This window comes from Sulfitobacter sp. W027, from assembly GCF_025143985.1.
In the GTDB taxonomy this organism is placed as follows: domain Bacteria; phylum Pseudomonadota; class Alphaproteobacteria; order Rhodobacterales; family Rhodobacteraceae; genus Sulfitobacter.
Genome location: NZ_CP083564.1, coordinates 186,922 through 211,473 on the forward strand (window position 1 = coordinate 186,922; position 24,552 = coordinate 211,473).

A 24,552-nucleotide genomic window follows, 5' to 3' on the forward strand; every position below is an offset into this window, starting at 1 on the left:
GATGTATTGGCGCGCACTGTCCGAAGACCAGCCCGGCCCCAAGTGGGCCGGCCTCTTCGCGGCCTATTGGCCTGACTACCACGCGTGGTGGCTGAAGGAGGGGGAGGCCGCGCGCCCGACCTATGCCCAATGCCGCCGCGCGCTGGCCAAACACATGCCTGAAATGGTGCCGCTCTATGACGAGCTTTGCACCCTCGCGGGCGGCGGCGATCACGCGGCCCGGTTCCTCAGTTTCTATTGTCCGCCGCCCTATCTTTCGGCCTGTTCGCAGGCGATCTGGGCGGGAAAAGAGCCGGTCATGGTGCGCAACTATGACTATAACCCCAATGCCTTTGACGCGATGGTGCTGCGCACCGGTTGGCAGGGGCGACAGGTCATGGGCACTTCGGACGGGCTTTGGGGGCTGGTTGACGGGGTGAATGACGCGGGACTGTCGATCTCGCTGACCTTCGGCGGGCGGCGCGTGGTGGGCGAAGGCTTCGGCGTTCCGCTGATCCTGCGCTATGCGCTGCAAACCTGCGAAACCGCGCAGGAGGCGGGCGAGGTGCTATCGCGCGTGCCGACGCATATGAGCTACAATGTCACCGTGCTAGACCGTAAGCGCAACTATCTGACCGCGATGATGGCCCCAGATCGCCCGGCGGTTATCACCCGTGCCGCGGTGGCAACAAACCATCAAGAGAATGTCGAATGGATCAGCCACGCGCGGTTTACAGCGACGGTTGAGCGGGAACGCTATCTTCTGCAACGTCTGCGCCTACACCGTGACCCGGAGGAGAAGTTTATCGGCGCGTTTTTGAAGCCGCCGCTTTATTCCACGGCCTTTAACGCCGGTTTCGGCACGCTTTATACCGCTGTCTACCGACCGCGAAAACGTGAGATGGAGTTGCGCTGGCCCGGCACGACATGGGCGCTGTCACTGTCTGATTTCACCGAAGGCGCGCGGCAGGTGCTGGTGCCGGGGGCGGCATGAGCGGCGCGGTGCGCAAGGGGCCGCTGTCCTCATTAAGGGTGGTGGAGTTTTCGGGGCTTGGCCCCGCACCGCTGGCTGGGCAACTGCTGGCCGATCTGGGCGCGGATGTCATCACGGTTGACCGCAAAGCGGCCCCGCCAGACCCATCTGACATCAACCGGCGCGGTAAGCGGTCGGTGGTGCTGGACCTGAAATCCCCCGAAGGCATCGCAGCAGCGCAGGCGCTGATCGCTTCTGCCGATGTGCTGATCGAAGGGTTCCGCCCCGGCGTGATGGAGCGTTTGGGCCTCGGGCCCGAGGAGTGCCCGGATAAGCTGATCTATGGCCAAATGACCGGCTGGGGCCAGACCGGCCCATGGGCGCAGACGGCGGGGCATGATATCAATTATCTGGCTCTAACAGGGGCTTTAAACGCGATGGGCAGCGCGGATGCGCCCCCTGTGCCGCCGCTTAATATGGTCGCGGACTACGGAGGCGGGACGATGTTCCTGCTGTTCGGCATCCTCTCAGCGGTGATCGAGCGCGGTGTGACAGGCAAAGGCCAAGTGGTCGACGCGGCGATGGTCGACGGGGTGCCTGCGATGATGGGGCTGATCCATGGGATGCTGGCCCAAGGGGCATGGACGGAAAAGCGTGCTACAAATTGGCTTGATGGGGCCGCGCCATTCTACCGCTGCTACACCTGTGCCGATGGCAGATTCATCGCCGCTGGCGCGTTAGAGCCGCAATTCTACGCGATCTTGTTGGAAAAGTTGGGCCTGCCCGCAGAGCTTGCCGCGAGCCAAAATGACACGGCGACTTGGCCCGCACGGATCGCCGAATTCTCTACGATCTTTGCCACCCGCAGCCGTGACGACTGGGCCACGCATTTCGACGGGTCGGATGCCTGCGTGGCCCCGGTGCTCAGCTTTTCCGAAGCGCCGGACCATCCGCAGATGGCGGCACGAGGTAATGTGCTGAAGGTAGATGGCGTGCTGCAATCGGGCCGCGCCCCACGGTTTGGCCCCAACGCACCGGAAATGCCCAGCCCGCCGCGTGCGATTGGTGCAGATACCGATGCGGTGTTGGCTGAAATTGGCGTAGATTTAATCCGCGCATGAAAAACCCCGGCCAAAGGGCCGGGGGCAGTCTAAGGCGAGAGGTAAGGTTCAGGCTGCCTTACGGTCGTGTTTGCCTTCTTCGATCTCCTCGACGATCTTGGCGACGAACGCGTCCAGATCTTCGGGCGACCGGCTGGTGACGATACCTTGATCGGCCACCACTTCGCTGTCTTCGTAATGCGCCCCTGCGTTCTTCACGTCAGTTGCGATGGAGCTAAAGCAGGTTGCCTTGCGACCTTTGATAATGCCTGCTTCGATCAGCAGCCATGGGGCATGGCAAATCGCGGCGACGGTCTTGCCACTGTCGTGGAATTTGCGGATCAACGCGACAGCGTCTTTGTTGGCGCGCAGCAGATCAGGATTAATCTGACCGCCGGGCAGAACGATGCCTTGGTAATCGTCAACATTGACGTCTTTCAGCGCGAGATCGGCAGGGACAGTGTTGCCCCAATCGTCTTCGTCCCAGCCCTTGATCTCATTCCCGTCGGGGGTGGCCACATGGACGGTGGCGCCGCGCGCGCGGAGGTCTTTCAGGGGCGTTTCGAGTTCGGACTGCTCAAAGCCGTCGGTGGCGAGGATCAGGATCTTTGCATTGGTGATATCGGTCATTGCTTTCTCCTTTGTGATTTCTGCTGGACCAACGATGTGCGCGGCGGCCTGTTCCGCTCACATTCGCGAGAGCGCGATGTTCCGCCGGTGCAGAAGCGCCACAGAGCCGCGAATATTTGTTGATACAGTCACGGGCGGCATCATATATCCGTTCAGAATGGATCACCCCGACACCCCCCTTGCCGAATTGCCGATGGACGAGTTGATCGTCTGCCCGCAATGCGATGCCGTCTACCGACTGCGCCGCCCCGCCCATGGGGAGCGTGCGGCCTGTGAGCGCTGTCATACGGCCTTGATCACGCCGCGTAAGAACGCAGGATTGCAGATCATTGCCGTGGCGGTGGCGGTTATGGTGTTGATCATCGGCGCGGCAGTCTTTCCCTTTCTTACCATTGACGCGGCGGGCAACAGAAATGCGGTCTCTGTGCTGGACGCGGCACTGGCCTTTGCCGGGGGGCCGATGATCTTTTTGTCGCTGGCAACGGCGGCGCTGATCTTTTTCATCCCGCTGCTGCGGGTGATGCTGACACTTTATGTGCTGATCCCCGTGGTGCTGGATCGCCCGGCCGCGCGGCACGCCGTTGCGGCCTTTCGCCTGTCAGAGGAACTGCGCCCCTGGTCGATGGCTGAGGTCTTTGCGATTGGCTGCGCTGTGGCGCTGGTCAAAGTGGCCGATCTGGCCGATGTCGGCTTTGGGCCGGCCTTTTACATGTTCGGCGCGCTGGTTGTGCTTGTCATCGCGCAGGACAGATTTTTATGCAAATGGTCCGTATGGAACTCTCTGGAACAGCCCAAGAAATACTGAGCGCACGGGAGTTGGGCATCGTTGCCTGCACCCGCTGTAGCAAGCCTTGGCCGATGGGCACGCCGACCTGTGGCCGCTGCGGCAACAAGCTTGTCTCGCGCGACCGGCAGAGCCTTCAGCGTGTCTGGGCGTTTTGGACGGTTGGGCTGATGTGCTACATCCCCGCGAACACCTATCCAATGCTCAAGACCCGGACGCTGTTTCAAGTCGATGAAAGCACAATCATCGGCGGGGCGGTGGAACTCGCGCAGTACGGCAACTGGGGGATCGCTTTCATTATCCTCTTTGCTTCCGTCGCCATTCCGCTTGCTAAATTCATGGCCGTGGCCTTTCTCGCGATCAGCGTCAAAAGGCGCTCGGTCACCTCGCAGCGGCAGCGGCATTACCTTTACGAAGTGGTTGAGTACATTGGGCGCTGGTCGATGATTGATATCTTTGTGGTTGCGATTTTGTCGTCTCTGGTGCAACTCAAGACACTGGCAGCCATCAATCCCGGTACCGCGAGCATCTTTTTCGCCCTCTCCGTGATCTTTACCATGCTGGCGGCACAAGCGTTTGATACCCGTATGATCTGGGACGCTCAGACCAAGGACGAGGGCCTGAAAACCGATGACTAAGACGCCTCCCGACGTACCGATTTCCCCGACACGCAAGATGTTCCTTAGCGGGGCGTCGGTGGTCTGGATCATCCCGATCCTTGCGCTGATCGTGGCGCTTTTCGTGGCTTACCGTTCTTATTCGGAACGCGGCCCGGTGATTGTCATCGAATTTGAAGAAGGTGCTGGCATTTCAGCCGGAGAGACCGAACTGCGCTTTCGCGATGTAACAGTCGGCGTGGTCGAGAAGGTCGGGTTCACCTCTGGGTTGGACAAGGTCACGGCGCATATCCGTCTCGACAAGGATGTGGCGCCCTATATCGACAGCGGTGCGGTCTTCTGGGTTGTCCAGCCCGAAGTCACGGCGCAGGGGATTACCGGTCTCAGCACGGTGCTGAGCGGTGTCTATATCGAAGGCTCGTGGGACCAACAGGTCGGCCCGGCGGCGCAGCGCTTTCAGGGCTCTTCGACCGAGCCTCTGATCCGCGGCGGTCAGAGCGGGCTTGAGATTGCCTTCCGCTCCACTGCCAATGGCCAGCTGACCGACAATGCACCAATCCTTTACAAGGGGATCGAAGTTGGCCGCGTGGGCTATGCCAAGATCGCCCCGCGCGGCAACTTTGCTATTGTCGAGGCGCTGATCTTTGAAGAACACCGCCAGCTTATCAATGAATCCACCCGTTTCTGGGACGCTTCCGGCTTTAGCGTCAACATTGGCCCCGCGGGGGCCGAGATCGACTTTTCCTCGCTCGCGACCCTTGTAGGCGGCGGGATCACTTTTGACACCTTCGTCTCGGGCGGGGCGCAGGTGTCTGACGGGACGGTGTTTGAGATCTACCCCGACAAAGAAACCGCGCGGAACTCTGTCTTTAACGCGTCCGAAGTCGATCCGCTCAAGATGAGCGTCGTTTTTGACGATAATATCTCGGGCCTGATTGTCGGCGCCCCGGTCGAGATGAGCGGGCTTGAGATTGGCGAGGTTGAGACCCTCTCTGGTCTCGTAGATTTCGAACGATTTGGCGACAGCCGCGTGCGGTTGAATGCGATCCTGTCGATCCAACCGGCGCATCTGGGGCTTCAGGATGACGTGACCGCCGACGCCGCGCTGGCGTTTTTGAAAGAGCGTGTCGCGGACGGACTGCGCGCCCGGCTTGCCTCCGCCAGCTTGCTGACCGGCGGCTTAAAGGTTGAGTTCGTCATGGTCGACGACGCACCTGACGCAACCCTGAACGAGACGGACAACAATCTCGCACTGATGCCGACCACCGAAAGTGATGTCTCGGATGCCGCGGCCACCGTCGAAGGGGTCTTTACCCGCATCAACAGCTTGCCGATTGAAGAGTTGCTCAACAGCGCGATTACCTTCCTTAACTCGGCAGAGGCTTTCGTTTCTGACGAAGACCTGCGCGAAACCCCGCAGGACGTGCGGACCCTGTTAGGTGAATTGACCGGGCTCATCTCTTCCGAAGAGGTGAAGAACGTGCCGGTTGCTCTGAACGGAACGCTCGTGCGGATCGAACAGCTGGCGGCCCAGCTTGAGGAAGAGCGTATCGCCGAACGGCTTTCCAGCGCATTGCAAGGCGCTTCGGATGCGGCGAATGCGGTCTCGTCTTCGGTCGAAGGCGTGCCAGAACTGGTGGAGAGCATTCAGGCGGTCGCCGCCAAGGCCGAGACCCTTGAAGTGGAAGAGTTAGTCGTCGCCCTGACGGATCTCACCGAATCCGCCGACGCGGTGATCGGCACCGAAGATGCGGTCGCCCTGCCGGGCGCGCTGAAACGGGCATTGGATGAGGTAAACGCCACCCTCGAAGAATTGCGTGAAGGCGGCGCGGTTGAGAATGTAAACCAAACCTTGGCCTCGGCCCGCAATGCGGCGGATAACATTGCCCTATCGGCCCGTGATCTTCCGCAGGTAGTTGAGCGTTTGACCGCGCTTTTCGCACAGGCCAGCCGCACCATTGAAGGCTATAACAAGGGTGAGCAGATCAGCCGCAGCGCTGAGCGCACCCTGCGCGACATCCAGAAAGCCGCCGAGGCCCTTGCATCTTTAGCGCGGACCATTGAACGTAACCCCAATTCTCTATTGCTGGGACGGTAAAGCATGAACGTTGCAAGACCCCTGATCACTCTCGGCCTGCTCGCGGCTCTGGCGGCCTGCGGCGGCACTGCTGAGCGGTTCACAGTGCGCGCCCCGGCGGTCACGGAAAAAACCTCTATCGCCTTCAGCTCGGTCGAAGTGCGCGATGTGTCCCTGCCGACCTATGCCGCCGCCGAAGAGATTTCGTTGCAGATGGCGGACGGCAGCCTTGTCAGTTCCACCGATGTGCTCTGGGCCGACGCGCCTGAGCGTGCCGTGGCGCTTGAGCTGAGCCAGAACCTCGCGCGGATGACGGGCCGCCGCGTCGCATCTGAGCCCTGGCCCTTTGAGGCCTTCCCTGATGCCCGCCTCGAAGTGCGCTTCGCCGAGTTTGTGGCAACCGAAGCCGGTGAATTCCGCGCCTCAGGTCAGTATTTCGTGGCCGTTCCTGATGGCCGTCGGGAGCGTTCGGGCCTGTTTAACCTCAGCGTCCCTTTCAACCGCGAGGGTGGGGTCAATGCCATCGCCACGGCGCGTGGCCAGCTTGTGCTCGATCTCGCCCGCTTCATCGCGCAGAACGGATTAAAGTAAGGCTGTTCGCCCTAGAGTGACCTTGCGGCATCTTGCGTTCAGTCTGTTCGGAATTTTCTGAATAGACTTGATTTGTACTGAGCTTTGTCTATCTACCGTCAACGCAGCATGCCGTTGACGGGGAAATGATGGATACCACAAACCAAATCGACCAAGTCCGCGATGATTTCATCGCGCGGATGGGCGTGATCGCGATGGGCGAGGGCTTGCCCCGCATGTCGGGTCAGGTCTTCGCTATGCTCGTCTTTGAAGGTGAGGCGATTGCTTTCGGCGCATTGTCGCGCCGCCTGTCGGTCAGCCGCGCCACGATCAGCACGTCGATCCGCCTGCTCGAAGAGCGGGGCCTGATCCGGCGTATTAACAAAACCGGCGACCGGCAGGACTACTTTCAACTTGCCGATGATGCCTATGCCGCGATGACGAAATACGCGCTGGCGGGCACGCGCCACGCCAAGGCCGAAATAAATGACACGATCAGCAAGCTGCCCGAAGAGGCCGAAGGGGTGCGCCAAAGGCTCGATTCCTTTGCCGAGTTTTACGACACGATCAGCACCGCGCTGGATGATGTCGCAGCCCGGGTGAGCAAACCCAAGATTTGACGCGCGACCTGAAAACGAGGTTGCGGCGATGGAGTTCTACCAATGAGTGACACATCCCCTGAGCGTCAGACGCTCTCCTTTGACAGCGATGCTGGCTCGAAACGGTCGAAGTTCATCGCCGGTGGGATCGCCGTATTGATCGGCCTTTGGATGGGCAGCGGCTATATCATCCCCTCTGACGCGCCTGAGGAGGCCACTGTCGCGCCTGTTGCGCCTAAGGCAGTGACAGTGGCGGTGCGCGGCTCTCGTGCCGATAGCGTGACGCAGGTCTTTGTGGCCGAAGGGCAGGCCCTCCCAGACCGCGATACAATGGTGCGCGCGGAATCCGGGGGCGAGATCTCTGAAGTGCTGGTCGCAAAGGGCGATGTGGTCGAAGCAGGCGATCTGATTGCCCGGCTCAGCACCACGGCGCGTGACTCCGACTTGGCCCGCGCCCGTGAGGAACTGAACCGTGCGCAACGCGAATATGACAATGCCGAAGCGCTGCTGAACCGGGGCGTCTCTACCGTTGATCGGGTCAGCCAGGCACGGGCAACCCTGGCCGCCGCGCAAGCCTCGGTCACCACAGCTGAAGAGGCGCTGAACAACACAGAAATCCGTGCGCCCTTCCCCGGACGGCTTGAGATGCTGGACATTTCGGCCGGTGAGTTTGTGTCGACTGGCGATGAAATCGCGCGTTTGGTCGATAACACGCCGTTGACGATCCAAGTGCAGGTGCCCCAGCAGGCCCTGAAAGACATTGAAGAAGGGCAAGACGCCGAGGTGATGTTCATCACCGGGGCAGAGGCGCAGGGCAAGGTGCAGTTCGTCTCAAGCAGCGCCAGCGCCGAGACGCGAACCTTCACCGCTGAGATCAGGGTCGAGAACGCCGACGGCACGATCCCTGCTGGCATTTCTGCCCGTGTGCGCATCCCCACCGGCGAGACCCGCGCGCATTTCGTCTCTCCGGCGATCCTGTCTCTGGACACCAACGGCACCTTGGGCGTGAAAACGGTGAACGATGAAAACAAGGTCGTTTTTAATAAGATTGCTATTGTCCGGGCCCAGACCGACGGCATTTGGATTGCGGGTCTGCCCGATGAGACCGAGATCATCACCATCGGGCAGGGGTTTGTGAACGACGGCGAAACTGTTGACCCTCAGCCCGAGACCGGCGGTGAGGATGGCGCCGAAGAGCAGCCGATGGCGGGCGTGCCGGAGATTGATGAGCTGGAAGAGACCTCGACCGGTGAAGGTCAGATCACAGGCAGCGCCGAGGCGGCCCAGTCGGAGCGGGTGGAATGAACGCGCTGATTGACGCTGCCTTCAGCCGCGCCCGCGTGGTGATCCTAGGCTTGGTGATGATATTGGCTGTTGGGGCCTACGCCTATGTCGGCATCCCCAAGGAAAGCTCCCCCGAGATTCCGATCCCGACGCTCTATGTCTCGACCTCTCTCGAAGGCATCTCTCCCGAAGACAGCGAACGGCTGTTGGTTGAACCGCTGGAAACGGAACTCAGCGCCATTACTGGCCTAAAGCAGATCACCTCCAACGGGGCTGAAGGCCATGCCTCCGTCCAGTTGGAGTTTGAACCGGGCTTTGATTCCGACGAAGCGCTCGACAAGGTGCGCGAAGGCGTGGACCGGGCCAAATCCGACCTGCCCGAAGATGCCACCGATCCGGTCGTGACTGAGATCAACACAGCGCTTTTTCCGATCCTGACGGCGATCCTTTCCGGCCCGGTGCCGGAACGGATGCTCAACACGATTTCCGAAGAGTTGAAGGACGCGATTGAGGGGCTGTCCGGCGTGCTTGAAGTCGATGTCGGCGGCGAGCGAACAGAACTTCTAGAAGTGTTGATCGACCCGACGGTGTTTGAGACCTACAACATCTCTTTCGAAGAACTGATTAGCCAGATCAACCGCAACAACCGCCTGATTGCGGCAGGGGCGATCGAAAGCGGCGCGGGGCGCTTGGTGCTTAAGGTGCCGGGGCTGATCGAGAACGTCGAAGACGTCATGTCCCTGCCAATCAAAGTGCGCGGCGATACGGTGGTGACTTTCGCGGATGTCGCCACGATCCGCCGGACGTTCAAAGACCCCACCGGCTTTGCCCGCATTGATGGACAGCCCGCGCTGGCGCTTGAGATCAAGAAACGCTCTGGTGCGAATATCATCGAAACGGTCGCCGCCGTGCGCGAGCTGATTGACGACATGCGCGCGGAATGGCCCGACAGCATCACTGTCAAATACACTCAGGATGAATCCGAACAGGTGCAAAGCATGCTCAGTGATCTTGAGGCCAATGTGATCGCGGCGGTCATCCTTGTGATGATCGTGATCGTCTGGGCCTTGGGCGTCCGTTCGGCGCTACTGGTGGGTCTGGCGATTCCGGGGGCGTTTCTGGCCGGGGTCACCGCGCTTTGGGTCATGGGCTATACGATGAACCTTGTGGTGCTGTTCTCCCTGATCCTCGTGGTGGGGATGCTGGTCGACGGGGCCATCGTGACCACCGAACTGGCCGACCGCCGCTTGCAAGAGGGGCATTCGCCCCGCGCCGCCTATGCCCATGCGGCCAAGCGTATGTCATGGCCGATCATCGCCTCGACGGCGACGACGCTGAGCGTGTTCTTCCCGCTGCTGTTCTGGACCGGCACGGTGGGGGAGTTCATGAAATTTCTGCCGATCACCGTGATCCTGACCCTGACCGCTTCGCTTTTCATGGCGCTGGTTTTCATCCCAGTGGTTGGCGGCATCATCGGCAAACGCCCGCCGCAATCGGCCAAGGATAAGGCGACACTTTATGCTGCGGAACAGGGCGATCCGCGTGATCTGACAGGCTTCACTGGCGGCTATGTAAAGCTGCTGCAATTCGCCATTCTGCGTCCTTGGATGACTCTGATCCTTGCCATAGCCATGTTGATGGGCGGCTTTACCGCCTATGCGCAGTTCGGCAACGGGATCACCTTTTTCCCTGAGGTAGAGCCTGATTTCGCACAGGTGCAGGTCCGCGCTAGGGATAACTTTTCGATCTATGAGCAAGACGCGCTGGTGCGGCAGGTTGAGCAGCGGCTCTTCGCCTATGATGAAATCGCCAGTGTCTATGCGCGCACAGGCAGCAGCAACCGCGACAGCGCCGATCTGATCGGCACCATTCAAGTTGAGTTCACCGAATGGGACGAGCGGCGGACGGCGGCCATGATTGGCGAAGAAATCCGGACCGAGATGGCGGCAATACCCGGGATTGACGTGCAGGTGCAGACCGCCTCAAACGGCCCGTCGGCGGGCAAGCCGCTCAACCTGCGGATCAAGGCGCATGACGCCGAGGTGCAGCAGCAGGTGGTCAATCAGATACGCGAGAAGATGGCAGATATCGGCGGTTTCACCGATGTGACGGATTCGCGGCCCCTGCCGGGGGTAGAGTGGCGCATCGCGGTGAACCGGTCCGAGGCCGCGCGGTTTGGGGCCGATATCTCGACACTGGGGCAGGCTGTGCAGCTGCTGACGCGCGGCATTACCGTGGCGGATTACCGGCCCGACGATGCCGAAGGCTCTATCGACATTAACGTACGCTTTCCCTCTGATGAACGCACCTTGGAGGAGCTTCAATCGCTGCGCGTGCCGACTTCGGCGGGGCTGGTGCCGATCTCGAACTTCGTGACATTTGAGCCAAGCCCCCGCACCGGCACGATCACGCGGGTGGATCAAGAGCGGGTCGTTACGATCGAGGCCAACGTTGCACCGGGCGTTCTGGTCAACGATCAGACCGTCGCCCTGCGCAGCGCGATTGACGCGATGGACCTGCCGCCGGGTGTTGAAGCGTCGTTCGCCGGTGAAGCGGAGGACCAGCAGGAATCGATGATTTTTCTCGCGGGGGCCTTCATCACCGCGATTTTCCTGATGTTCGTGATCCTGGTGATCCAGTTCAACACTTTCTACCAAGCCTTTGTTGTTATGTCGGCCATCGTCTTTTCGATCGCGGGCGTGCTCTTTGGCCTGCTTGTCACCGGGCGGCCCTTTGGCGTGGTCATGGGCGGCATCGGAGTGATCGCCTTGGCGGGGATCGTGGTGAACAACAATATCGTTCTGATCGACACCTATAATGACCTCAAGAAAGCCGGGCTGTCGCCGCTAGAGGCCGCGCTGCGGACCGGGGCGCAGCGTCTGCGGCCTGTGGTGCTGACCTCGGTCACCACAGCGCTTGGCCTGATGCCGATGGTCATCGGTCTGAACATCAACTTCTTCAGCCGTGAGATCGTTTATGGCGCGCCCTCTACCCAATGGTGGACCGAGCTGAGTTCGGCCATCGCGGGCGGTCTGGTGGTCGCGACCGTGCTGACGCTGGTGGTAACACCGGCCATGCTGATGCTGGGAGAGAAGAAAGCGAAACGCGGCGAACCTACTCCGACAGAGCTAGAGCCCGCAGCGGTCTGACCGAAGGTCAGGCGGCCTTGTCGGCCTTGTCTTCGGTCAGGATGGTGTAAAGCGTGGCGGGGTCGGGGTTCGACCGCAGCTTGGTGCAGATGCTGGTGTCGCGCAGCGTGCGGGCCACCAATGCCAGCGCCTTGAGGTGTTCCACCCCCGCATCTTCGGGGGCGAAGAGGGCAAAGGCCACGTCGACCGGTTGCCGGTCGACCGAGGAGAAATCAATAGGTTTGTCCAAGAGCACGAAAGCACCGACAACCTTGTCGATGCCATTCATGCGCGCATGAGGCAGGGCAACACCGTGGCCCACGCCGGTCGGCCCAAGGGTTTCGCGCGTCATCAACGCATCTACCACTTGGCCGGCCGGCAGCCCATAGGCATGCTGGGCGAGTTCGCCGATATCCTGCATCAGACGCTTCTTGCTCGAAGCCGAAGTCAAAACCTTCACGGCCTCTGGCTTGAGGAGTTTGCCGAAATCCATTCCGCTCGCCCTGCTTTTTGGCGGATATTACCGCCGTGGGTTACGAAGGGTCGATCCAGCCGATGTTCCCGTCCTCGCGACGGTACACGACGTTCATCCCTTCCTGGCCTTCCTTGCGAAACAGCAGCACCGGATCGCCCGACAATTCCATTTGCATCACCGCTTCGCCGACAGACAAAGTTGGCACCTTCGTCTGCATCTCTGCAATGATCATGGGTTGGAGGGTATCAGGTTCCTGCGCATCTGAATCGCTGTCTGACGCGAGGATATATGAGGACGCTCCCAGAAGTTCAACCGGTTCGGCGCGTTCTTTGTGATGGTCTTTCAGGCGGCGCTTGTAACGGCGCAGCTGTTTTTCCATCTTTTCGCAGCAACTGTCGAAGGCAGAATAGATCTCTGTCGCCTTGGCCTTGGCCGAAGCGGTGAGACCGGTGGAAAGATGCACGGTCGCCTCACAGGCAAATTCGTGACCCGTTTTGGAAAACACCACCATCGCATCGGTCGGGCGTTCGGCGTATTTGCCAACCGCCTCGTCCATTTCCGTCCGGACATGTGTCCGGAGCGCATCGCCAATGTCGATCTGCTTGCCACTGATCTGATACCGCATATCGTCTCCTTGTCTTTCTTGTTCCGAACATTGCCAAACGGTCCACGAGCGTGGAGTAGGGCAACTTTCAGATATGGAGGAATGGTGCTGCGACCAGAATGATTTTGACCGTTCCTTCGCGGGAAGGGCGATGCAGGATCAAACAGGAACGCGATTTCACCATAGATCAATGAGGCCGCCTTTCCGTTTGAAAGTCAATGGCGCCGATGCGTCGGGCAACTTTTAATGACTACAATCAGACCGATTTTCGACAAAGGCTAAGCAATGCTCTGCCGCGCTCTGTCCGAGGCGTAGAATGACGCTAAGCCTTAGGAAATACGGAAGTTATCGCCCAGATAGACCCGGCGCACATTCTCGTTTTGCACAACTTCTTCGGGCGTTCCGGACATCAGAACTTTGCCCTCATGCAGGATATAGGCACGGTCGACGATCTCTAGTGTTTCGCGCACATTGTGGTCGGTGATCAGCACCCCGATGCCGCGCTTTTTGAGATCGGCCACCAATTGCCGGATGTCCCCGACAGAGATCGGGTCGACCCCGGCAAAGGGTTCGTCAAGCAGCAGATAGTTCGGATTGGCGGCCAGACAGCGGGCAATTTCAACCCGGCGGCGCTCCCCGCCCGAGAGAGCGAGCGCGGGCGCACGGCGCAGGTGTTCGATGGAAAACTCGGTCAGCAGCTCTTCGAGCCGTTCGCGCCGCTGGTGGCGGTGTTTGACCCGGATATCGAGGATTGCGCTGATGTTATCCTGCACGGACAGGCCGCGAAAGATGCTCATCTCCTGCGGCAGATAGCCGATTCCCAGCTGTGCGCGACGGTACATCGGAAGTGTGGTAACATCCTTGCCGTCCACGGTAACGTGCCCGCCTTCGGGTGTGACCAGACCGGCCACTGCGTAAAAAGTCGTGGTTTTGCCCGAGCCGTTCGGCCCCAAAAGGGCCACGACCTCCCCCCGGTCAAGCTCCATCGAAAAGTCGCGGATCACCGCTTTCTTGCGGTAAGATTTGCGCAAATGCTGAATGCGCAGGCCGGATTCGCCCCCGGCGACCTTGAGTTCGGGGGGCATCAGTTGCCGCTGCCGGGCTGCAGAATGGTTTTCACGCCGCCCGACATCTGCGCCGTGCCGTCGTTCAGGTTCACTGTCATTTCCTGCGCACTCAGCGCACTGGGGCCTTGGGTCATCAGGACATCGCCGCTCATTACCAATGTGCCTGCGTCGATGTCATAGTCCGCGCGCTGCGATTCAGCGGCGTCTTCGCCCGCAACCAAGACCACGCCGCCGGTCGCCTCCAACTTGGCGATGCCTTGATCCGAGGCGCGATAGATGACCTGCACCTTACCGGCGGAGAGTGTCATTTCGCCCTGAGAGATCAACACGTTGCCGGTGAAGATGGCGGTACCCGAGGCGTTGTCCACCGACAGGTTATCGGCGGTCACTTCAACGGGCAGACTCGTATCTTGCTCAAGCGCGCCGAAGGCGACGTTGGCAGATTGTGCAAAGACAGAGACGGCCTGCAGCGCGAAAAGCAGCGGCAGCATCAAAATAAACAAGTGTCTCAAGGCAGTTACTCTTTCGTTGCTTGGGGCGTGTATACCAGTTTCACACCCTTTGTGAAAAGCAATTGCGAGCCGGCGCTGTTCTGCCGATTGGTGATTGCCATGCTTCCGGCGGTGATCTTGCCTGCCGGGCTGGTGGCTTTGACCGGGCCGGGCGATAGAAGATCTAGTGTGGTGAGGTTCGATGTCATCCGCTCAGAGAGGATCTGGTAGCCGGTTGAGGTGTTAACCCGCACATCGCCCGCCAGTTCCGCCTCCTCCGCGCCGGTGTCAAACCGTCCGCTGCTGGAGCGGAGCGTGATTTTGGCACCGCCCTGCAAGTCAAGCGTGGCCTCGATATCTTGCGCCTCGTTGGTGCCCGTCTCACCGCCGGGGGTCGTCAGCTTTTCGGCAGAGAATGAGATCAGATCGCCATCCGCCGTGGTGCCGGAATAGAAGGGCCCGGTGATCTGCTGATCGCGCAGCCGCTCTTGCACTTCCTTATCCGCGAAGGGGATCACGGCTTGTGGTTCAATCGCGCGTGACAGTAGGAAAAGGGTCGACAGCAGCGCCAGCGCGATCAGCGGAAAGAGCACTTTCAGCCATGACACAACACGGGAGTGGCGGTCGCCCTTCATCCCGCGTTACCCCAACCCGACGCGCAGACAGTCGTGGATATGCAGCAGGCCCACGGGCGATTTGCCCTCGTTCTGGGCCGGGTCTGTCACGATCAGACAGGTGATCTTGCGGTTGTTCATCACGCCCACGGCCTTTTCGGCCAGTTCGTCGGGGCCAATGGTCACAGGTGAAGGGGTCATGACCTCACGTGCAGTCATGGTCATCAACCCATCGAGGTGGCGCGCGAGGTCACCCATGGTGATAATGCCGTTGATCTCACCCGTCGGATCGGTCACGCAAACCACGCCAAAGCCCTTGCGGCTGATTTCTGCCAAGGCTTCGGCCATCGGGGCGTCTGCCGTGACCAACGGGAGCGCGTCGCCCACATGCATCAGATCGGCCACACGGCTCAGTCGCGCGCCCAATTTGCCGCCGGGGTGGAAGTCGCGGAAATGTTCGGCGGTGAAGGCGCGGTTTTCCATCAGCGCCACGGCCACGGCATCGCCCATCGCCAGTGTGAGCGTGGTCGAGGTGGTGGGGACAACGCCAGTGCCGCAGGCCTCTGCTGCGCGGGGCAGTTCCAGCACCACGTCGCAATGGCGGCCCAAGCTGCTATCGGTGCGGCTGGTGATGCCGATCAGCGGGATGGCATAGCGGCGCGAATAGGCGACGAGGTTCGCAAGCTCCGGTGCCTCGCCCGAGTTAGAGATCGCCAGCACCACATCAGCAGCGGTGATCATGCCCAGATCGCCGTGGCTCGCTTCGGCTGGGTGAACGAACTGCGCAGGCGTGCCGGTAGAGGCCAGCGTCGCCGCGATCTTATTGCCGATATGGCCCGATTTGCCGATGCCGGTGACGATCACCCGGCCCTTGCAGGCGCGCATCAGGTCAACAGCGGCGCGAAAGCGATCATCAAGGCTATCGGCCAACAGCGTCAGCGCCTCGGATTCGCAGCGGATCACGCGGCGGGCGGTATCAAGAAAGGGCGTGTTCATGCGTGTGCGAAGATGTCCGTTTCCGGCCATCCCTCCAGATCAAGCCGGGCACGCATCGGTAGGAAATCGAAACAGGCCTGCGCCATTTCCATTCGGCCTTCACGGACCAGACGTTTGTTAAGTTCCTCGCGCAGATGATGAAGATAAAGCACATCCGATGCCGCGTAGTCAATTTGCGCTTGGGTTAGCTCTTCGGCGCCCCAGTCACTGGATTGCTGTTGTTTCGAGATATCGACGCCCAGCAATTCTTGGCAGAGCTTCGCGAGCCCGTGGCGGTCGGTATAGGTGCGGATCAAACGGCTCGCGATCTTGGTGCAATAGACCGGCGCAGCCGTCGCGCCAAAAGCGTTCAGCATCGCAGCAATGTCGAAGCGTCCATAGTGAAACAGCTTCAGCACATGCGGGTTTTCCAGCAAGGCGCAGAGGTTCGGCGCTTCGGTCTGACCCTTGGCGACTTGCACCAGATGCGCATGGCCGTCGCCGCCCGACAGTTGCACGACGCACAGCCGGTCGCGGTGCGGATGTAGGCCCATCGTCTCGCAATCAATGGCAACCAACGGCCCGAGGTCGAGGTCATCCGGCAAGTCGTTCTGATAGAGGTAATTTGTCATGGTTTCGTCTATACCGCGCTTCCCCGGCATGGGAAAGCGGGGCTTTACCAGCCGTTAGGCGGCTGCCGACGCGGCGGCCAGTTCCTGCAATGCCGGGCGCGGATAGCGGTGCAGCAAGCGGTCGACCCTGAGGTGACATTGGTAACCGGGCCATTCGGGACGGATCAATCCGCCGGGAAGGGCAGGGTGTTTCAACACCAAACGCCGCCAATTGTGCACGATAAGGCAGCGCAGCACTGCCACGTGCAAAGCGTTCAATTGGTCCGCGCGGGGCAACTCGTCCTCAAGTGCGGTAAGCGCGGACAGCAGCGCGGAATAATCAGCCTCCAGTTCCGCAGGCTCCACCGCGCGGCGCAGCCAATCTGGTGGGGTGTTGCCGGGCAGTGCAAGGAAGCCTTCAGGTGCCGCGCTGTCGATTCGCCCGACATAGGCGCGGGGCATCGCGGCGATGAAGCCTGCATTGCGCAGGGCGCCGTCGGTATCGCGGCCATTCTCCTCGACCATCACCATTTGCCACGGCTCTGATAGATCCGGCGGCGCGGCGTAGATGCGGGGGCTGGCCGCAACACTTTCCGCGCGACCCTGCGCAGTGAGACTGTGCTGACTGATCCGTCCCACCTTGCGTGATTGCAACCAGCCGTCATTGCGCAGCCGGTGCAGGGCCACACGGCTCGCCTCTGGCCGCACGTCGAGCGCGGCCATGATTGTGGACAGGACCGGCCCGTCGATTGCATCCCCATGCCCTTGGGCAAGATCGCCGAAAAGACTGACCATCAGCGACCAAACGCGCTGACCGCCCAAGCCCGCGAAGACTGCGACGGCGGGGAGGGGGGGATCAGAGGGCATTCATCGTCAGCAGTTCGTATTCCGCGACCGCTTCCTCCCGCTGGTTGGTTAGGGTCACATGCCAGCGCACCTCGCCGTATTCCTCGTTTCGGGGGGTTTTGTGTTTGACCGAGAGCCGGACCTTGATGCTGTCGCCCGCCGAGACCGGCTCGAGAAAGCGCAGGTTGTCGAGGCCAGTATTGGCCAGCACCGGGCCGGGATCGGGTTGCACGAAGAGACCTGCTGCGAAACTCAGAAGCAGGTAGCCATGCGCGACGCGACCGGGGAAGAACGGGTTCGCGGCGGCGGCCTCGTCGTCCATATGCGCATAGAAGGTGTCGCCGGTGAAATGGGCGAAGGTTTCGATATCCTCGAGCGAAACTTCGCGGGCAGGCGAGTTGAACGTTTCGCCCAGATCCAATTCAGTGAAGCGCCGCGTGAAGGGGTGGGCGCGGTCCGAGATCTCGGTCGCACCCGGCACCCATTGCCGGCCAATCGCGGTGAGAATGTCCGGGCTGCCCTGTACGCCGGTGCGCTGCATGTAATGCATGACGCCGCGAATGCCGCCCAATTCCTCGCCCCCGCCTGCGCGGCCCGGCCCACCATGCACCATATGCGGCAGCGGAGAGCCGTGACCCGTGGCCTCAGCCATAGACGTGCGGTTGTTAAAATAGAGCCGCCCGTGGAAGGCGGCGGAGCCCATGGTCAGTTCTCGCGCCACCTCACCGTCGTTCGTGATGATAGAGGCGACAAGCGAGCCTTGCCCGCGGTTCAGAAGCCGCACCGCGTGCGGCAGGTCGCGGTAGGGCATGAGGGTTGAGACCGGGCCGAAAGCTTCGGTGTCGTGCACGCGCTCGGCGCTGTCCGGATCGGCGCAGTGGAACAGCATCGGGGGCAGGAAGGCACCCTTGTCGCGGTCGGCGCCCTTCACGGTGAAATTCTCCGGATCGCCGAAGACCCGCTCGGCCTCGGCGCTCAGCAGCCCGACCTTTTCCAGCACATCGCGTTTCTGGCTGTTCGAGACCAGCGCGCCCATGCGCGTGTCCTCGGCGCGGGGATCGCCGATGGTGGTCTTGGCGAGCCGTTCGGACAGGGCCGCGATCACCGCGTCGACCTGCGACTGCGGCACCATGATGCGGCGGATCGCGGTGCATTTCTGCCCCGCCTTGGCGGTCATCTCGCGCTGCACTTCCTTGACAAAAAGGTCGAACTCGGGCGTGCCCGGCACGGCATCGGGGCCGAGGACCGAAGCGTTAAGGCTGTCCTGCTCGGAGGTGAAGCGCACGGAGTTTTCCATGAGCTTCGGATTGCCGCGCAGCTTCAGCGCGGTGTCGGCGGAGCCGGTGAAAGCCACGGCATCCTGACAGCCGAGCAGGTCGAGCATGTCGCCCAAGCCGCCGCTGACCAGTTGCAGCGCGCCCTTGGGCAGCAGCCCACTGTCCAGCATCAGCCGCACACAATGTTCGGTGACGTAGCAGGTGGCGGTCGCCGGTTTCACGATGGCCGGGACACCCGCCAGCAGGGTCGGCGCGAGTTTCTCCAGCATCCCCCAGACCGGGAAGTTGAACGCATTGATATGCACGGCGACGCCCTGCAGCGGCGTGCAGATGTGCCGCCCCATGAACTGTCCCGCGCGGCCCAGCTGCTCGGGTGGCCCGTCGAGGTAGACATGGGCGTCCGGCATCTCGCGCCGGCCCTTGGAGGCGAAGACGAGCATGGTGCCGATACCGCCGTCGATGTCGATCTTGTGATCCGAGAGCGTGGCCCCGGTGTCGTAGCTCAGGTCATAAAGCGCCTGTTTGTGCTCCATCAGGTGCAACGCCAGCGCCTTCAGCATGCGCGCGCGGTCGTGGAAGGTCATGGCGCGCAAGGCAGGGCCGCCACGGTCGCGGGCAAATCCCAGCATCGCGCCCGCGTCCAGAGCGTCGTTGCCAGCCTGCGCGATCACCTCCCCGGTGATGGCGCTGGCGATATTGCGGGCGCCGGCGCCGGGGGCCAGCCATTCGCCGGCGGCGTAACTGTGAATATCGCGCATGTCGGCTCCTTCAGTGAGTGTCGTAGTCGATGACGAGCGTGTCGCTCAGCGGGTAGCTCTGGCAGGTCAGCACATAGCCACGCTCGACCTCGTAGTCCTCAAGCGCGTGGTTCGAGATCATCTCGACCTCGCCCTCAAGCACCTTGCCCATGCAGGTCGAGCAAACCCCGGCCTTGCAGGAGAACGGCGCTTCCTGTCCGTTCTCCAACGCGGCTTCGAGGACCGATTGCCCCTTCTGCATGGAGAAGCTGCGCCGCGCGCCGTCGATGATAACGGTGATCTCGGTGCCCTTCTGGCCCTCGCTGCGCTTGGCCATTTCCTGTTTCGCCAGACGGCCCTGCTGGCTTTCGCTGAACAGTTCGAACTTGATCTGTTCCTCGCTGAGACCATTGGTCTTCAGCGCCTCGGCAATCGCCAGCATCATCGGCTCCGGTCCGCAGATGAAGGCGGTGTCGATCGTGTCGATCTGAATCCAGTGCTTGAACAGCGCGTTGCATTTGTCCTGATCGACGCGGCCCTCGAAGAGCTCCATGTCCTGCCCGGATTCGAGGATGTGGATCACCGTCAACCGCCCCATGTAGCGGTTCTTGAGGTCCTCGAGTTCCTCGCGGAACATGATCGTGTTCACCGCGCGGTTGGCATAGACCAGCGTGAAGGTCGACTGCGGCTCACGTTTCAGCACGGTTTTCAGGATCGACAGCACCGGGGTGATGCCCGAGCCGCCCGCGAAGCCGAGGTAGTTCTTGGCCACCTCTGGCTCGATCGGGGTGAAGAACTTGCCCTGTGGCGGCATGGCGTGCAGCACGTCGCCGACCCTGAGCTCAGTATTGGCATAGGTCGAGAAAGCGCCGCCATCGACCCGCTTGATCCCGACTTTAAGCTCGCCATCGTCCAGCCCGGCGCAAATCGAGTAGTTGCGGCGCAACTCGGTGCCGTCGAAATCCTGTTTGAAGGTCAGGTATTGGCCCTGGGTAAAGGCGAAGGCCTCGGGGTTTTCCGGCTTCAGCGTCAGCACCACCGCGTCGCGGATGGTGTGGTGAATATCAGTCACTAACAGGGGGTGGAACTGGCTCATCGGGGCCTCAGATACATTTGAAATAGTCGAAGGGTTCAAGGCAGTCTTGGCAGCGCCACTGCGCCTTGCAGGGGGTCGAGCCGAACTGGCTGATGCGCTCCACCGCCTTGGATTTGCAGTGCGGGCAGTGCTGCGGTCCGCCAGCGGGGCGGGGCGGGGCGATGCCATAGGCTTCGAGCTTGGCGCGGCCGGTGTCACTCATCCACTCAGTGGTCCAGGGCGGGGAGAGCTGGCGTTTCAACTCCAGCTTCTCGATCCCGTGGCCGAGCAGGGCCGTCTCAATGTCGAGATTGATGATGCTGGTGGCGGGGCAGCCTGAATAGGTCGGTGTGATCGTCACCACCAGCGTGTCGTTGTCCCATTCTACATTGCGGATAATGCCCAGATCGGTGAGCGAGATCGCCGGGATCTCGGGGTCCGGGATCGCCGAGAGCCACGCCCAAACCATCTCTAGCGTGGGCTTCTCGCCCAAGGCAGGGCCGTGTTGGGCGGCACCTCGCACCACCCCCGGCACCGGCGCGGGGGCGGGCCGGCTGTGGGGCGTGGGTTTTACCATGTGGCGTCCGGGTAGGCGCGCTGCAGCCACTGCATCTGGGTCAGCATATGGCCCAGATGCTCGCTGTGCCGCGCACCGGTCTTCCCGCCCCTATGGGCAAAGTCGTCCTCGGGCTTGGTCAGGGTCGCCGCCATCAGCGTGTCGCCCACCAATTGGTCGTAATCCGCCCGCAGGCTTTCGGGCGCGGGCGCAATGCCGGCCTCGACCATCGCCTTATCGACGTCGTCACCGATGAACATCTCGCCCACGTAGGGCCAGAGCAGGTTCAGCGCCGCCTGCATCCGGCAGTGGCTTTCCTCTGTCCCGTCGCCAAGACCGATCACCGTGTCGGAGGACCGCTCAAGGTGGTAGGTCACCTCCTTGGCCGACTTTTCCGCAATTGCGGCGATCTGCTTGTCGGAGGAATCGATCAGCGCGGTGAGCTGCGCCAGATGCCATGCGTCGAACAGGAACTGCCGCATCATGGTCTGGCCGAAATCGCCGTTGGGCTGCTCGACCAGCAGGATGTTGCGGAAGTCCCAGACATCGCGATGAAAGGCGAGTGCGTCGGCGTCACGTCCCGCGCCTTCGACCTCGCCTGCCAGACCCAGCCAAAGCTGCGTCTGCCCGATCAGGTCGAGCGCCACGTTGGCGAGCGCAATGTCCTCTTCCAGCACCGGGGCGAGACCGCACCATTCCGAGACGCGGTGACCGAGCACCAGCGCGTTGTCGCCCATCCGGCAGAGGAATTCGAACTTGGGGTCGCTCACATCGCCCCCACTTCGTCGGGAATGTCGTAGAAGGTCGGGTGGCGGTAGACCTTGTCGTTCGCCGGCTCGTAAAGCGCGCCTTTTTCTTCGGGCGAGGAGGCGGCAATGGCGCTGGCCTCGACCGCCCAGATGCTCACGCCCTCGTTGCGGCGGGTATAGACGTCGCGGGCGTTCTTGATCGCCATTTCGGCGTCTGCGGCATGTAGGCTGCCGACATGGCGGTGGCTCAGCCCGTGCTGGCCGCGGATGAAAATCTCCCACAACGGCCATTCGGTCGCCCGCGCCTTGCCGTGCGGGGCGGCTTCGGTGCCGTCGTATTCACTGGATTCAGGGCTGCTCATGTCGCTTACTCCGCTGCCATTTGTCTGCTGCGCTTTTTCTCGGCGTGGGCCAGAAGCCCCTCGCGCACCCAACGGCCTTCGTCCCAAGCCTTGTTGCGCGCCGCCAGCCGTTCGGTGTTGCAGGGGCCATTGCCCTTGAGCACCTGAAAGAACTCTTCCCAGTCCGGCTCGGCGAAATCGTAATGGCCGGTCTCTTCGTTGAACTTCAGGGTCTCGTCGGGGATGGTGAGGCCGAGGTATTCAGCCTGCGGCACCGTTTCGTCGACGAACTTTTGGCGCAGCTCGTCGTTGGTGTTCATCTTGATCTTCCAGGCCATCGACTGCGCGGAGTGGACCGAATCCTTGTCCGAGGGGCCGAACATCATCAGCGCCGGGAACCAGAAACGGTTAAGCGCATCCTGCGCCATCTTGCGCTGTGCTTCCGTGCCATTGGCCATCTTCATCATGATGTCGAAGCCCTGACGCTGGTGGAAGCTCTCTTCCTTGCAGATCCGCACCATGGCGCGGGCGTAGGGCCCGTAAGAAGTGCGCTGCAGCGGCACCTGGTTCATGATCGCGGCGCCGTCGACCAGCCAACCGACCGCGCCCATATCGGCCCATGTTAGGGTCGGGTAGTTGAAGATCGAGGAGTACTTCATCTTACCCGACAGCAGGTCGCGGGTCATCTGGTCGCGGGTCACCCCGAGCGTCTCGGCGGCGCAGTAGAGGTAGAGGCCGTGACCGGCCTCGTCCTGTACCTTGGCCAGAAGGATCGCCTTGCGCTCCAGCGTTGGCGCGCGGGTGATCCAGTTGCCTTCGGGCAATTGGCCCACGATCTCGCTATGTGCATGCTGTCCGATCTGGCGGATCAGGTTCTTGCGATACCCGTCGGGCATCCAGTCCTTGGGCTCGATCTTGCCGCCCGCGTCGATGCGCTCCTGAAAGGCGCGCTCGTCGGGGTCCATTTCGTCAAGGGTTTTGACGCCCTTGCCGGTGGATTTGATCATCTGTGCATACATCGGTCTGTTCCTTTCTCGGAAAGAAGTCTCAGCCTGCGTTTTCGAGGATCAGGGCGACGCCCTGACCCACGCCCACACACATGGTACATAGCGCGTATTTGCCGCCCGTCCGCTTGAGTTGCAGCGCCGCGGTCATCACCAGACGCGCGCCGGACATGCCCAAGGGGTGGCCGATGGCGATGGCACCGCCGTTGGCATTCACATGGGGTGCGTTGTCCGGCACGCCAAGGGCGCGCAGGGTGGCGAGGCCTTGGCTCGCGAAAGCCTCGTTGAGTTCGATCACATCCATCTGCTCAATGGTCAGGCCGGCGCGGTTCAGCACCTTGCGCACCGCCGGGATCGGGCCGATGCCCATGACGCGCGGCTCGACACCTGCGGCGGACATGGCGACGACGCGGGCGATGGGGGTGAGGCCGTGGTCTTTCACGCCGGCCTCCGAGGCCAGCAGCATCGCCGCAGCGCCGTCGTTGACGCCCGAGGCATTGCCTGCGGTGACGGTCAGGTCGGCGCCATTAATGCCGCGCAGCTTGCCGAGTTTTTCCAGCGTGGTGCCGGGGCGGGGGTGTTCGTCGCGGTCGACGATTACGTCGTCACCCTTGCGCTGTGGGATCGTGACGGGGGTAATTTCCTCGGCAAAGAGGCCCTTTTTATCCGCCTCAGTCCAGCGTTGCTGGCTGCGGGCGGCAAAGGCGTCTTGGTCTTCGCGCGACACGTCGTGGTCAGCGGCAACGTTGTCGGCGGTCTCAGGCATGGAATCCACGCCGAACTGCGCCTTCATCTTTGGGTTCACAAAGCGCCAGCCGATGGTCGTGTCATAGACAGCATTGCTGCGCGAAAAGGCGGTTTCGGCCTTTGGCATCACGAAAGGCGCGCGGGACATGCTTTCGATCCCACCGGCGATGGCGAGGTCCATATCTCCGGCGCGGATCGCACGGGCAGCGACACCGACGGCATCCATGCCGCTGGCGCAAAGACGGTTAATTGTGGCACCCGGCACATCGACGGGCAGGCCCGCCAGCAGAGCGGCCATGCGCGCTACGTTGCGGTTGTCTTCGCCCGCTTGGTTGGCGCAGCCCATGATGACATCATCGACACGCGCCCAGTCGACCGACGGGTTCCGCTCCATCAGCGCCTTCAGCGGGATCGCGGCCAGATCGTCGGCGCGAACCGAAGAGAGGGCGCCGCCGTAACGGCCAATGGGGGTGCGCTGCGCGTCGCAGATGAATGCCTGCATGGGGGTACTCCTGTTGTTGCTACGCAATTTACACGTGGGGACGATTCGTTTCAATCTAAATGTTACGAGAAGAAGTTCAGTCAGTAATTTTGGTAACACGTTACCGCCCTGTCACCAAAGCTTTGTCAAATAGTCACCTA

At 61.6% G+C, this 24,552-nt stretch carries 25 protein-coding genes; 9 read left to right on the forward strand and 16 right to left on the reverse strand.

Annotated features, from left to right (window positions below):
* Position 1: 1 nt before the first annotated feature.
* Positions 2-973, forward strand: a complete 972-nt coding sequence (locus tag K3759_RS00875; protein ID WP_259983714.1) for a C45 family autoproteolytic acyltransferase/hydolase — start codon at positions 2-4, stop codon at positions 971-973.
* Positions 970-2,073, forward strand: coding sequence for a CaiB/BaiF CoA-transferase family protein (locus tag K3759_RS00880; RefSeq protein WP_259983716.1), 1,104 nt, complete (start codon positions 970-972; stop codon positions 2,071-2,073). The genes K3759_RS00875 and K3759_RS00880 overlap by 4 nt, the downstream gene beginning before the upstream one ends.
* A 48-nt stretch (positions 2,074-2,121) precedes the next feature.
* Here K3759_RS00880 and K3759_RS00885 read toward each other — a convergent pair whose 3' ends face one another.
* Positions 2,122-2,682, reverse strand: coding sequence for a type 1 glutamine amidotransferase domain-containing protein (locus K3759_RS00885; RefSeq protein ID WP_259983718.1), 561 nt, complete (start codon positions 2,680-2,682; stop codon positions 2,122-2,124).
* Positions 2,683-2,839: 157 nt separating this feature from the next.
* Here K3759_RS00885 and K3759_RS00890 point away from each other — a divergent pair, with 157 nt between their 5' ends.
* The 7 genes from K3759_RS00890 to K3759_RS00920 all read left to right on the forward strand — a co-directional run bounded on the left by K3759_RS00890 (position 2,840) and on the right by K3759_RS00920 (position 11,762).
* Positions 2,840-3,487 (forward strand): paraquat-inducible protein A, encoded by a 648-nt coding sequence (locus K3759_RS00890; protein WP_259983719.1) that lies wholly within the window; start codon positions 2,840-2,842, stop codon positions 3,485-3,487.
* Positions 3,445-4,104: a paraquat-inducible protein A gene (locus K3759_RS00895; RefSeq protein WP_259985686.1), complete on the forward strand. Its 660-nt coding sequence runs from the start codon at positions 3,445-3,447 to the stop codon at positions 4,102-4,104. Before K3759_RS00890 ends, K3759_RS00895 begins: the two co-directional genes overlap by 43 nt.
* Complete coding sequence (locus K3759_RS00900) at positions 4,097-6,181, forward strand: MlaD family protein (protein ID WP_259983721.1); 2,085 nt, start codon at positions 4,097-4,099, stop codon at positions 6,179-6,181. The genes K3759_RS00895 and K3759_RS00900 overlap by 8 nt, the downstream gene beginning before the upstream one ends.
* 3 nt (positions 6,182-6,184) lie before the next feature.
* Positions 6,185-6,751 (forward strand): membrane integrity-associated transporter subunit PqiC, encoded by a 567-nt coding sequence (locus K3759_RS00905; protein ID WP_259983723.1) that lies wholly within the window; start codon positions 6,185-6,187, stop codon positions 6,749-6,751.
* Positions 6,752-6,876: 125 nt separating this feature from the next.
* Positions 6,877-7,350: a GbsR/MarR family transcriptional regulator gene (locus K3759_RS00910; RefSeq protein WP_259983724.1), complete on the forward strand. Its 474-nt coding sequence runs from the start codon at positions 6,877-6,879 to the stop codon at positions 7,348-7,350.
* A 42-nt stretch (positions 7,351-7,392) separates the two neighbouring features.
* Entirely contained in the window at positions 7,393-8,634 is a 1,242-nt protein-coding gene (locus tag K3759_RS00915; protein ID WP_259983725.1) for an efflux RND transporter periplasmic adaptor subunit, read from the forward strand.
* A complete protein-coding gene (locus K3759_RS00920; RefSeq protein ID WP_259983727.1) occupies positions 8,631-11,762 on the forward strand; it encodes an efflux RND transporter permease subunit in 3,132 nt (1,043 codons plus the stop codon). Before K3759_RS00915 ends, K3759_RS00920 begins: the two co-directional genes overlap by 4 nt.
* A gap of 7 nt (positions 11,763-11,769) precedes the next feature.
* Here the strand turns inward: K3759_RS00920 and K3759_RS00925 are convergent, their stop codons facing one another.
* The 15 genes from K3759_RS00925 to pcaF form a co-directional block, all read right to left on the reverse strand.
* A complete protein-coding gene (locus tag K3759_RS00925) occupies positions 11,770-12,234 on the reverse strand; it encodes a PTS sugar transporter subunit IIA (RefSeq protein WP_259983729.1) in 465 nt (154 codons plus the stop codon).
* A 40-nt stretch (positions 12,235-12,274) separates the two neighbouring features.
* Positions 12,275-12,841, reverse strand: coding sequence for a ribosome hibernation-promoting factor, HPF/YfiA family (gene hpf, locus K3759_RS00930; protein ID WP_259983731.1), 567 nt, complete (start codon positions 12,839-12,841; stop codon positions 12,275-12,277).
* 308 nt (positions 12,842-13,149) lie between these two features.
* Positions 13,150-13,908 carry an LPS export ABC transporter ATP-binding protein gene (gene lptB, locus K3759_RS00935; RefSeq protein WP_259985687.1) on the reverse strand — a complete coding sequence of 253 codons (759 nt, stop codon included), beginning with the start codon at positions 13,906-13,908 and terminating at the stop codon, positions 13,150-13,152.
* Entirely contained in the window at positions 13,905-14,399 is a 495-nt protein-coding gene (gene lptA, locus K3759_RS00940; protein WP_259983734.1) for a lipopolysaccharide transport periplasmic protein LptA, read from the reverse strand. Before lptA ends, lptB begins: the two co-directional genes overlap by 4 nt.
* 5 nt (positions 14,400-14,404) lie before the next feature.
* Positions 14,405-15,013 (reverse strand): LPS export ABC transporter periplasmic protein LptC, encoded by a 609-nt coding sequence (gene lptC, locus K3759_RS00945; RefSeq protein ID WP_259983735.1) that lies wholly within the window; start codon positions 15,011-15,013, stop codon positions 14,405-14,407.
* 6 nt (positions 15,014-15,019) lie between these two features.
* Positions 15,020-15,988: an SIS domain-containing protein gene (locus K3759_RS00950; protein ID WP_259983737.1), complete on the reverse strand. Its 969-nt coding sequence runs from the start codon at positions 15,986-15,988 to the stop codon at positions 15,020-15,022.
* On the reverse strand, positions 15,985-16,599 hold the full coding sequence (locus K3759_RS00955; protein WP_259983738.1) for a ribonuclease D: 615 nt from the start codon (positions 16,597-16,599) through the stop codon (positions 15,985-15,987). The genes K3759_RS00950 and K3759_RS00955 overlap by 4 nt, the downstream gene beginning before the upstream one ends.
* 54 nt (positions 16,600-16,653) lie before the next feature.
* Positions 16,654-17,445, reverse strand: coding sequence for a PaaX family transcriptional regulator C-terminal domain-containing protein (locus K3759_RS00960; RefSeq protein ID WP_259983740.1), 792 nt, complete (start codon positions 17,443-17,445; stop codon positions 16,654-16,656).
* Entirely contained in the window at positions 17,435-19,459 is a 2,025-nt protein-coding gene (gene paaZ, locus K3759_RS00965; RefSeq protein ID WP_259983742.1) for a phenylacetic acid degradation bifunctional protein PaaZ, read from the reverse strand. Before paaZ ends, K3759_RS00960 begins: the two co-directional genes overlap by 11 nt.
* Positions 19,460-19,469: 10 nt before the next feature.
* Complete coding sequence (locus K3759_RS00970; protein WP_259983743.1) at positions 19,470-20,534, reverse strand: 2Fe-2S iron-sulfur cluster-binding protein; 1,065 nt, start codon at positions 20,532-20,534, stop codon at positions 19,470-19,472.
* A 7-nt stretch (positions 20,535-20,541) separates the two neighbouring features.
* Positions 20,542-20,982: a 1,2-phenylacetyl-CoA epoxidase subunit PaaD gene (paaD, locus tag K3759_RS00975; RefSeq protein WP_259985688.1), complete on the reverse strand. Its 441-nt coding sequence runs from the start codon at positions 20,980-20,982 to the stop codon at positions 20,542-20,544.
* Positions 20,983-21,083: 101 nt separating this feature from the next.
* Entirely contained in the window at positions 21,084-21,806 is a 723-nt protein-coding gene (gene paaC / locus K3759_RS00980; protein WP_259985689.1) for a 1,2-phenylacetyl-CoA epoxidase subunit PaaC, read from the reverse strand.
* Positions 21,807-21,835: 29 nt separating this feature from the next.
* A complete protein-coding gene (paaB, locus tag K3759_RS00985) occupies positions 21,836-22,180 on the reverse strand; it encodes a 1,2-phenylacetyl-CoA epoxidase subunit PaaB (RefSeq protein ID WP_259983744.1) in 345 nt (114 codons plus the stop codon).
* Between the two features lie 5 nt (positions 22,181-22,185).
* Entirely contained in the window at positions 22,186-23,178 is a 993-nt protein-coding gene (paaA, locus tag K3759_RS00990) for a 1,2-phenylacetyl-CoA epoxidase subunit PaaA (RefSeq protein WP_259983746.1), read from the reverse strand.
* 28 nt (positions 23,179-23,206) lie between these two features.
* Entirely contained in the window at positions 23,207-24,412 is a 1,206-nt protein-coding gene (pcaF, locus tag K3759_RS00995) for a 3-oxoadipyl-CoA thiolase (protein ID WP_259983749.1), read from the reverse strand.
* Positions 24,413-24,552 lie beyond the last annotated feature (140 nt).

What these genes read in the sequence shown, in the direction of transcription:
- K3759_RS00920 (WP_259983727.1), top strand. Translation starts at nt 8,631, where the DNA reads ATGAACGCGCTGATTGACGCTGCCTTCAGCCGCGCCCGCGTGGTGATC.
- K3759_RS00910 (WP_259983724.1), top strand. Translation starts at nt 6,877, where the DNA reads ATGATGGATACCACAAACCAAATCGACCAAGTCCGCGATGATTTCATC.
- K3759_RS00880 (WP_259983716.1), top strand. Translation starts at nt 970, where the DNA reads ATGAGCGGCGCGGTGCGCAAGGGGCCGCTGTCCTCATTAAGGGTGGTG.
- K3759_RS00950 (WP_259983737.1), bottom strand. Translation starts at nt 15,988, where the DNA reads ATGAACACGCCCTTTCTTGATACCGCCCGCCGCGTGATCCGCTGCGAA.
- K3759_RS00955 (WP_259983738.1), bottom strand. Translation starts at nt 16,599, where the DNA reads ATGACAAATTACCTCTATCAGAACGACTTGCCGGATGACCTCGACCTC.
- K3759_RS00905 (WP_259983723.1), top strand. Translation starts at nt 6,185, where the DNA reads ATGAACGTTGCAAGACCCCTGATCACTCTCGGCCTGCTCGCGGCTCTG.
- paaZ (WP_259983742.1), bottom strand. Translation starts at nt 19,459, where the DNA reads ATGCGCGATATTCACAGTTACGCCGCCGGCGAATGGCTGGCCCCCGGC.
- K3759_RS00970 (WP_259983743.1), bottom strand. Translation starts at nt 20,534, where the DNA reads ATGAGCCAGTTCCACCCCCTGTTAGTGACTGATATTCACCACACCATC.
- hpf (WP_259983731.1), bottom strand. Translation starts at nt 12,841, where the DNA reads ATGCGGTATCAGATCAGTGGCAAGCAGATCGACATTGGCGATGCGCTC.
- K3759_RS00915 (WP_259983725.1), top strand. Translation starts at nt 7,393, where the DNA reads ATGAGTGACACATCCCCTGAGCGTCAGACGCTCTCCTTTGACAGCGAT.
- K3759_RS00900 (WP_259983721.1), top strand. Translation starts at nt 4,097, where the DNA reads ATGACTAAGACGCCTCCCGACGTACCGATTTCCCCGACACGCAAGATG.
- pcaF (WP_259983749.1), bottom strand. Translation starts at nt 24,412, where the DNA reads ATGCAGGCATTCATCTGCGACGCGCAGCGCACCCCCATTGGCCGTTAC.
- K3759_RS00890 (WP_259983719.1), top strand. Translation starts at nt 2,840, where the DNA reads ATGGATCACCCCGACACCCCCCTTGCCGAATTGCCGATGGACGAGTTG.
- paaC (WP_259985689.1), bottom strand. Translation starts at nt 21,806, where the DNA reads ATGGGCGACAACGCGCTGGTGCTCGGTCACCGCGTCTCGGAATGGTGC.
- K3759_RS00960 (WP_259983740.1), bottom strand. Translation starts at nt 17,445, where the DNA reads ATGCCCTCTGATCCCCCCCTCCCCGCCGTCGCAGTCTTCGCGGGCTTG.
- K3759_RS00875 (WP_259983714.1), top strand. Translation starts at nt 2, where the DNA reads ATGTATTGGCGCGCACTGTCCGAAGACCAGCCCGGCCCCAAGTGGGCC.
- paaD (WP_259985688.1), bottom strand. Translation starts at nt 20,982, where the DNA reads ATGGTTTGGGCGTGGCTCTCGGCGATCCCGGACCCCGAGATCCCGGCG.
- K3759_RS00885 (WP_259983718.1), bottom strand. Translation starts at nt 2,682, where the DNA reads ATGACCGATATCACCAATGCAAAGATCCTGATCCTCGCCACCGACGGC.
- paaB (WP_259983744.1), bottom strand. Translation starts at nt 22,180, where the DNA reads ATGAGCAGCCCTGAATCCAGTGAATACGACGGCACCGAAGCCGCCCCG.
- paaA (WP_259983746.1), bottom strand. Translation starts at nt 23,178, where the DNA reads ATGTATGCACAGATGATCAAATCCACCGGCAAGGGCGTCAAAACCCTT.
- lptC (WP_259983735.1), bottom strand. Translation starts at nt 15,013, where the DNA reads ATGAAGGGCGACCGCCACTCCCGTGTTGTGTCATGGCTGAAAGTGCTC.
- K3759_RS00895 (WP_259985686.1), top strand. Translation starts at nt 3,445, where the DNA reads ATGGTCCGTATGGAACTCTCTGGAACAGCCCAAGAAATACTGAGCGCA.
- K3759_RS00925 (WP_259983729.1), bottom strand. Translation starts at nt 12,234, where the DNA reads ATGGATTTCGGCAAACTCCTCAAGCCAGAGGCCGTGAAGGTTTTGACT.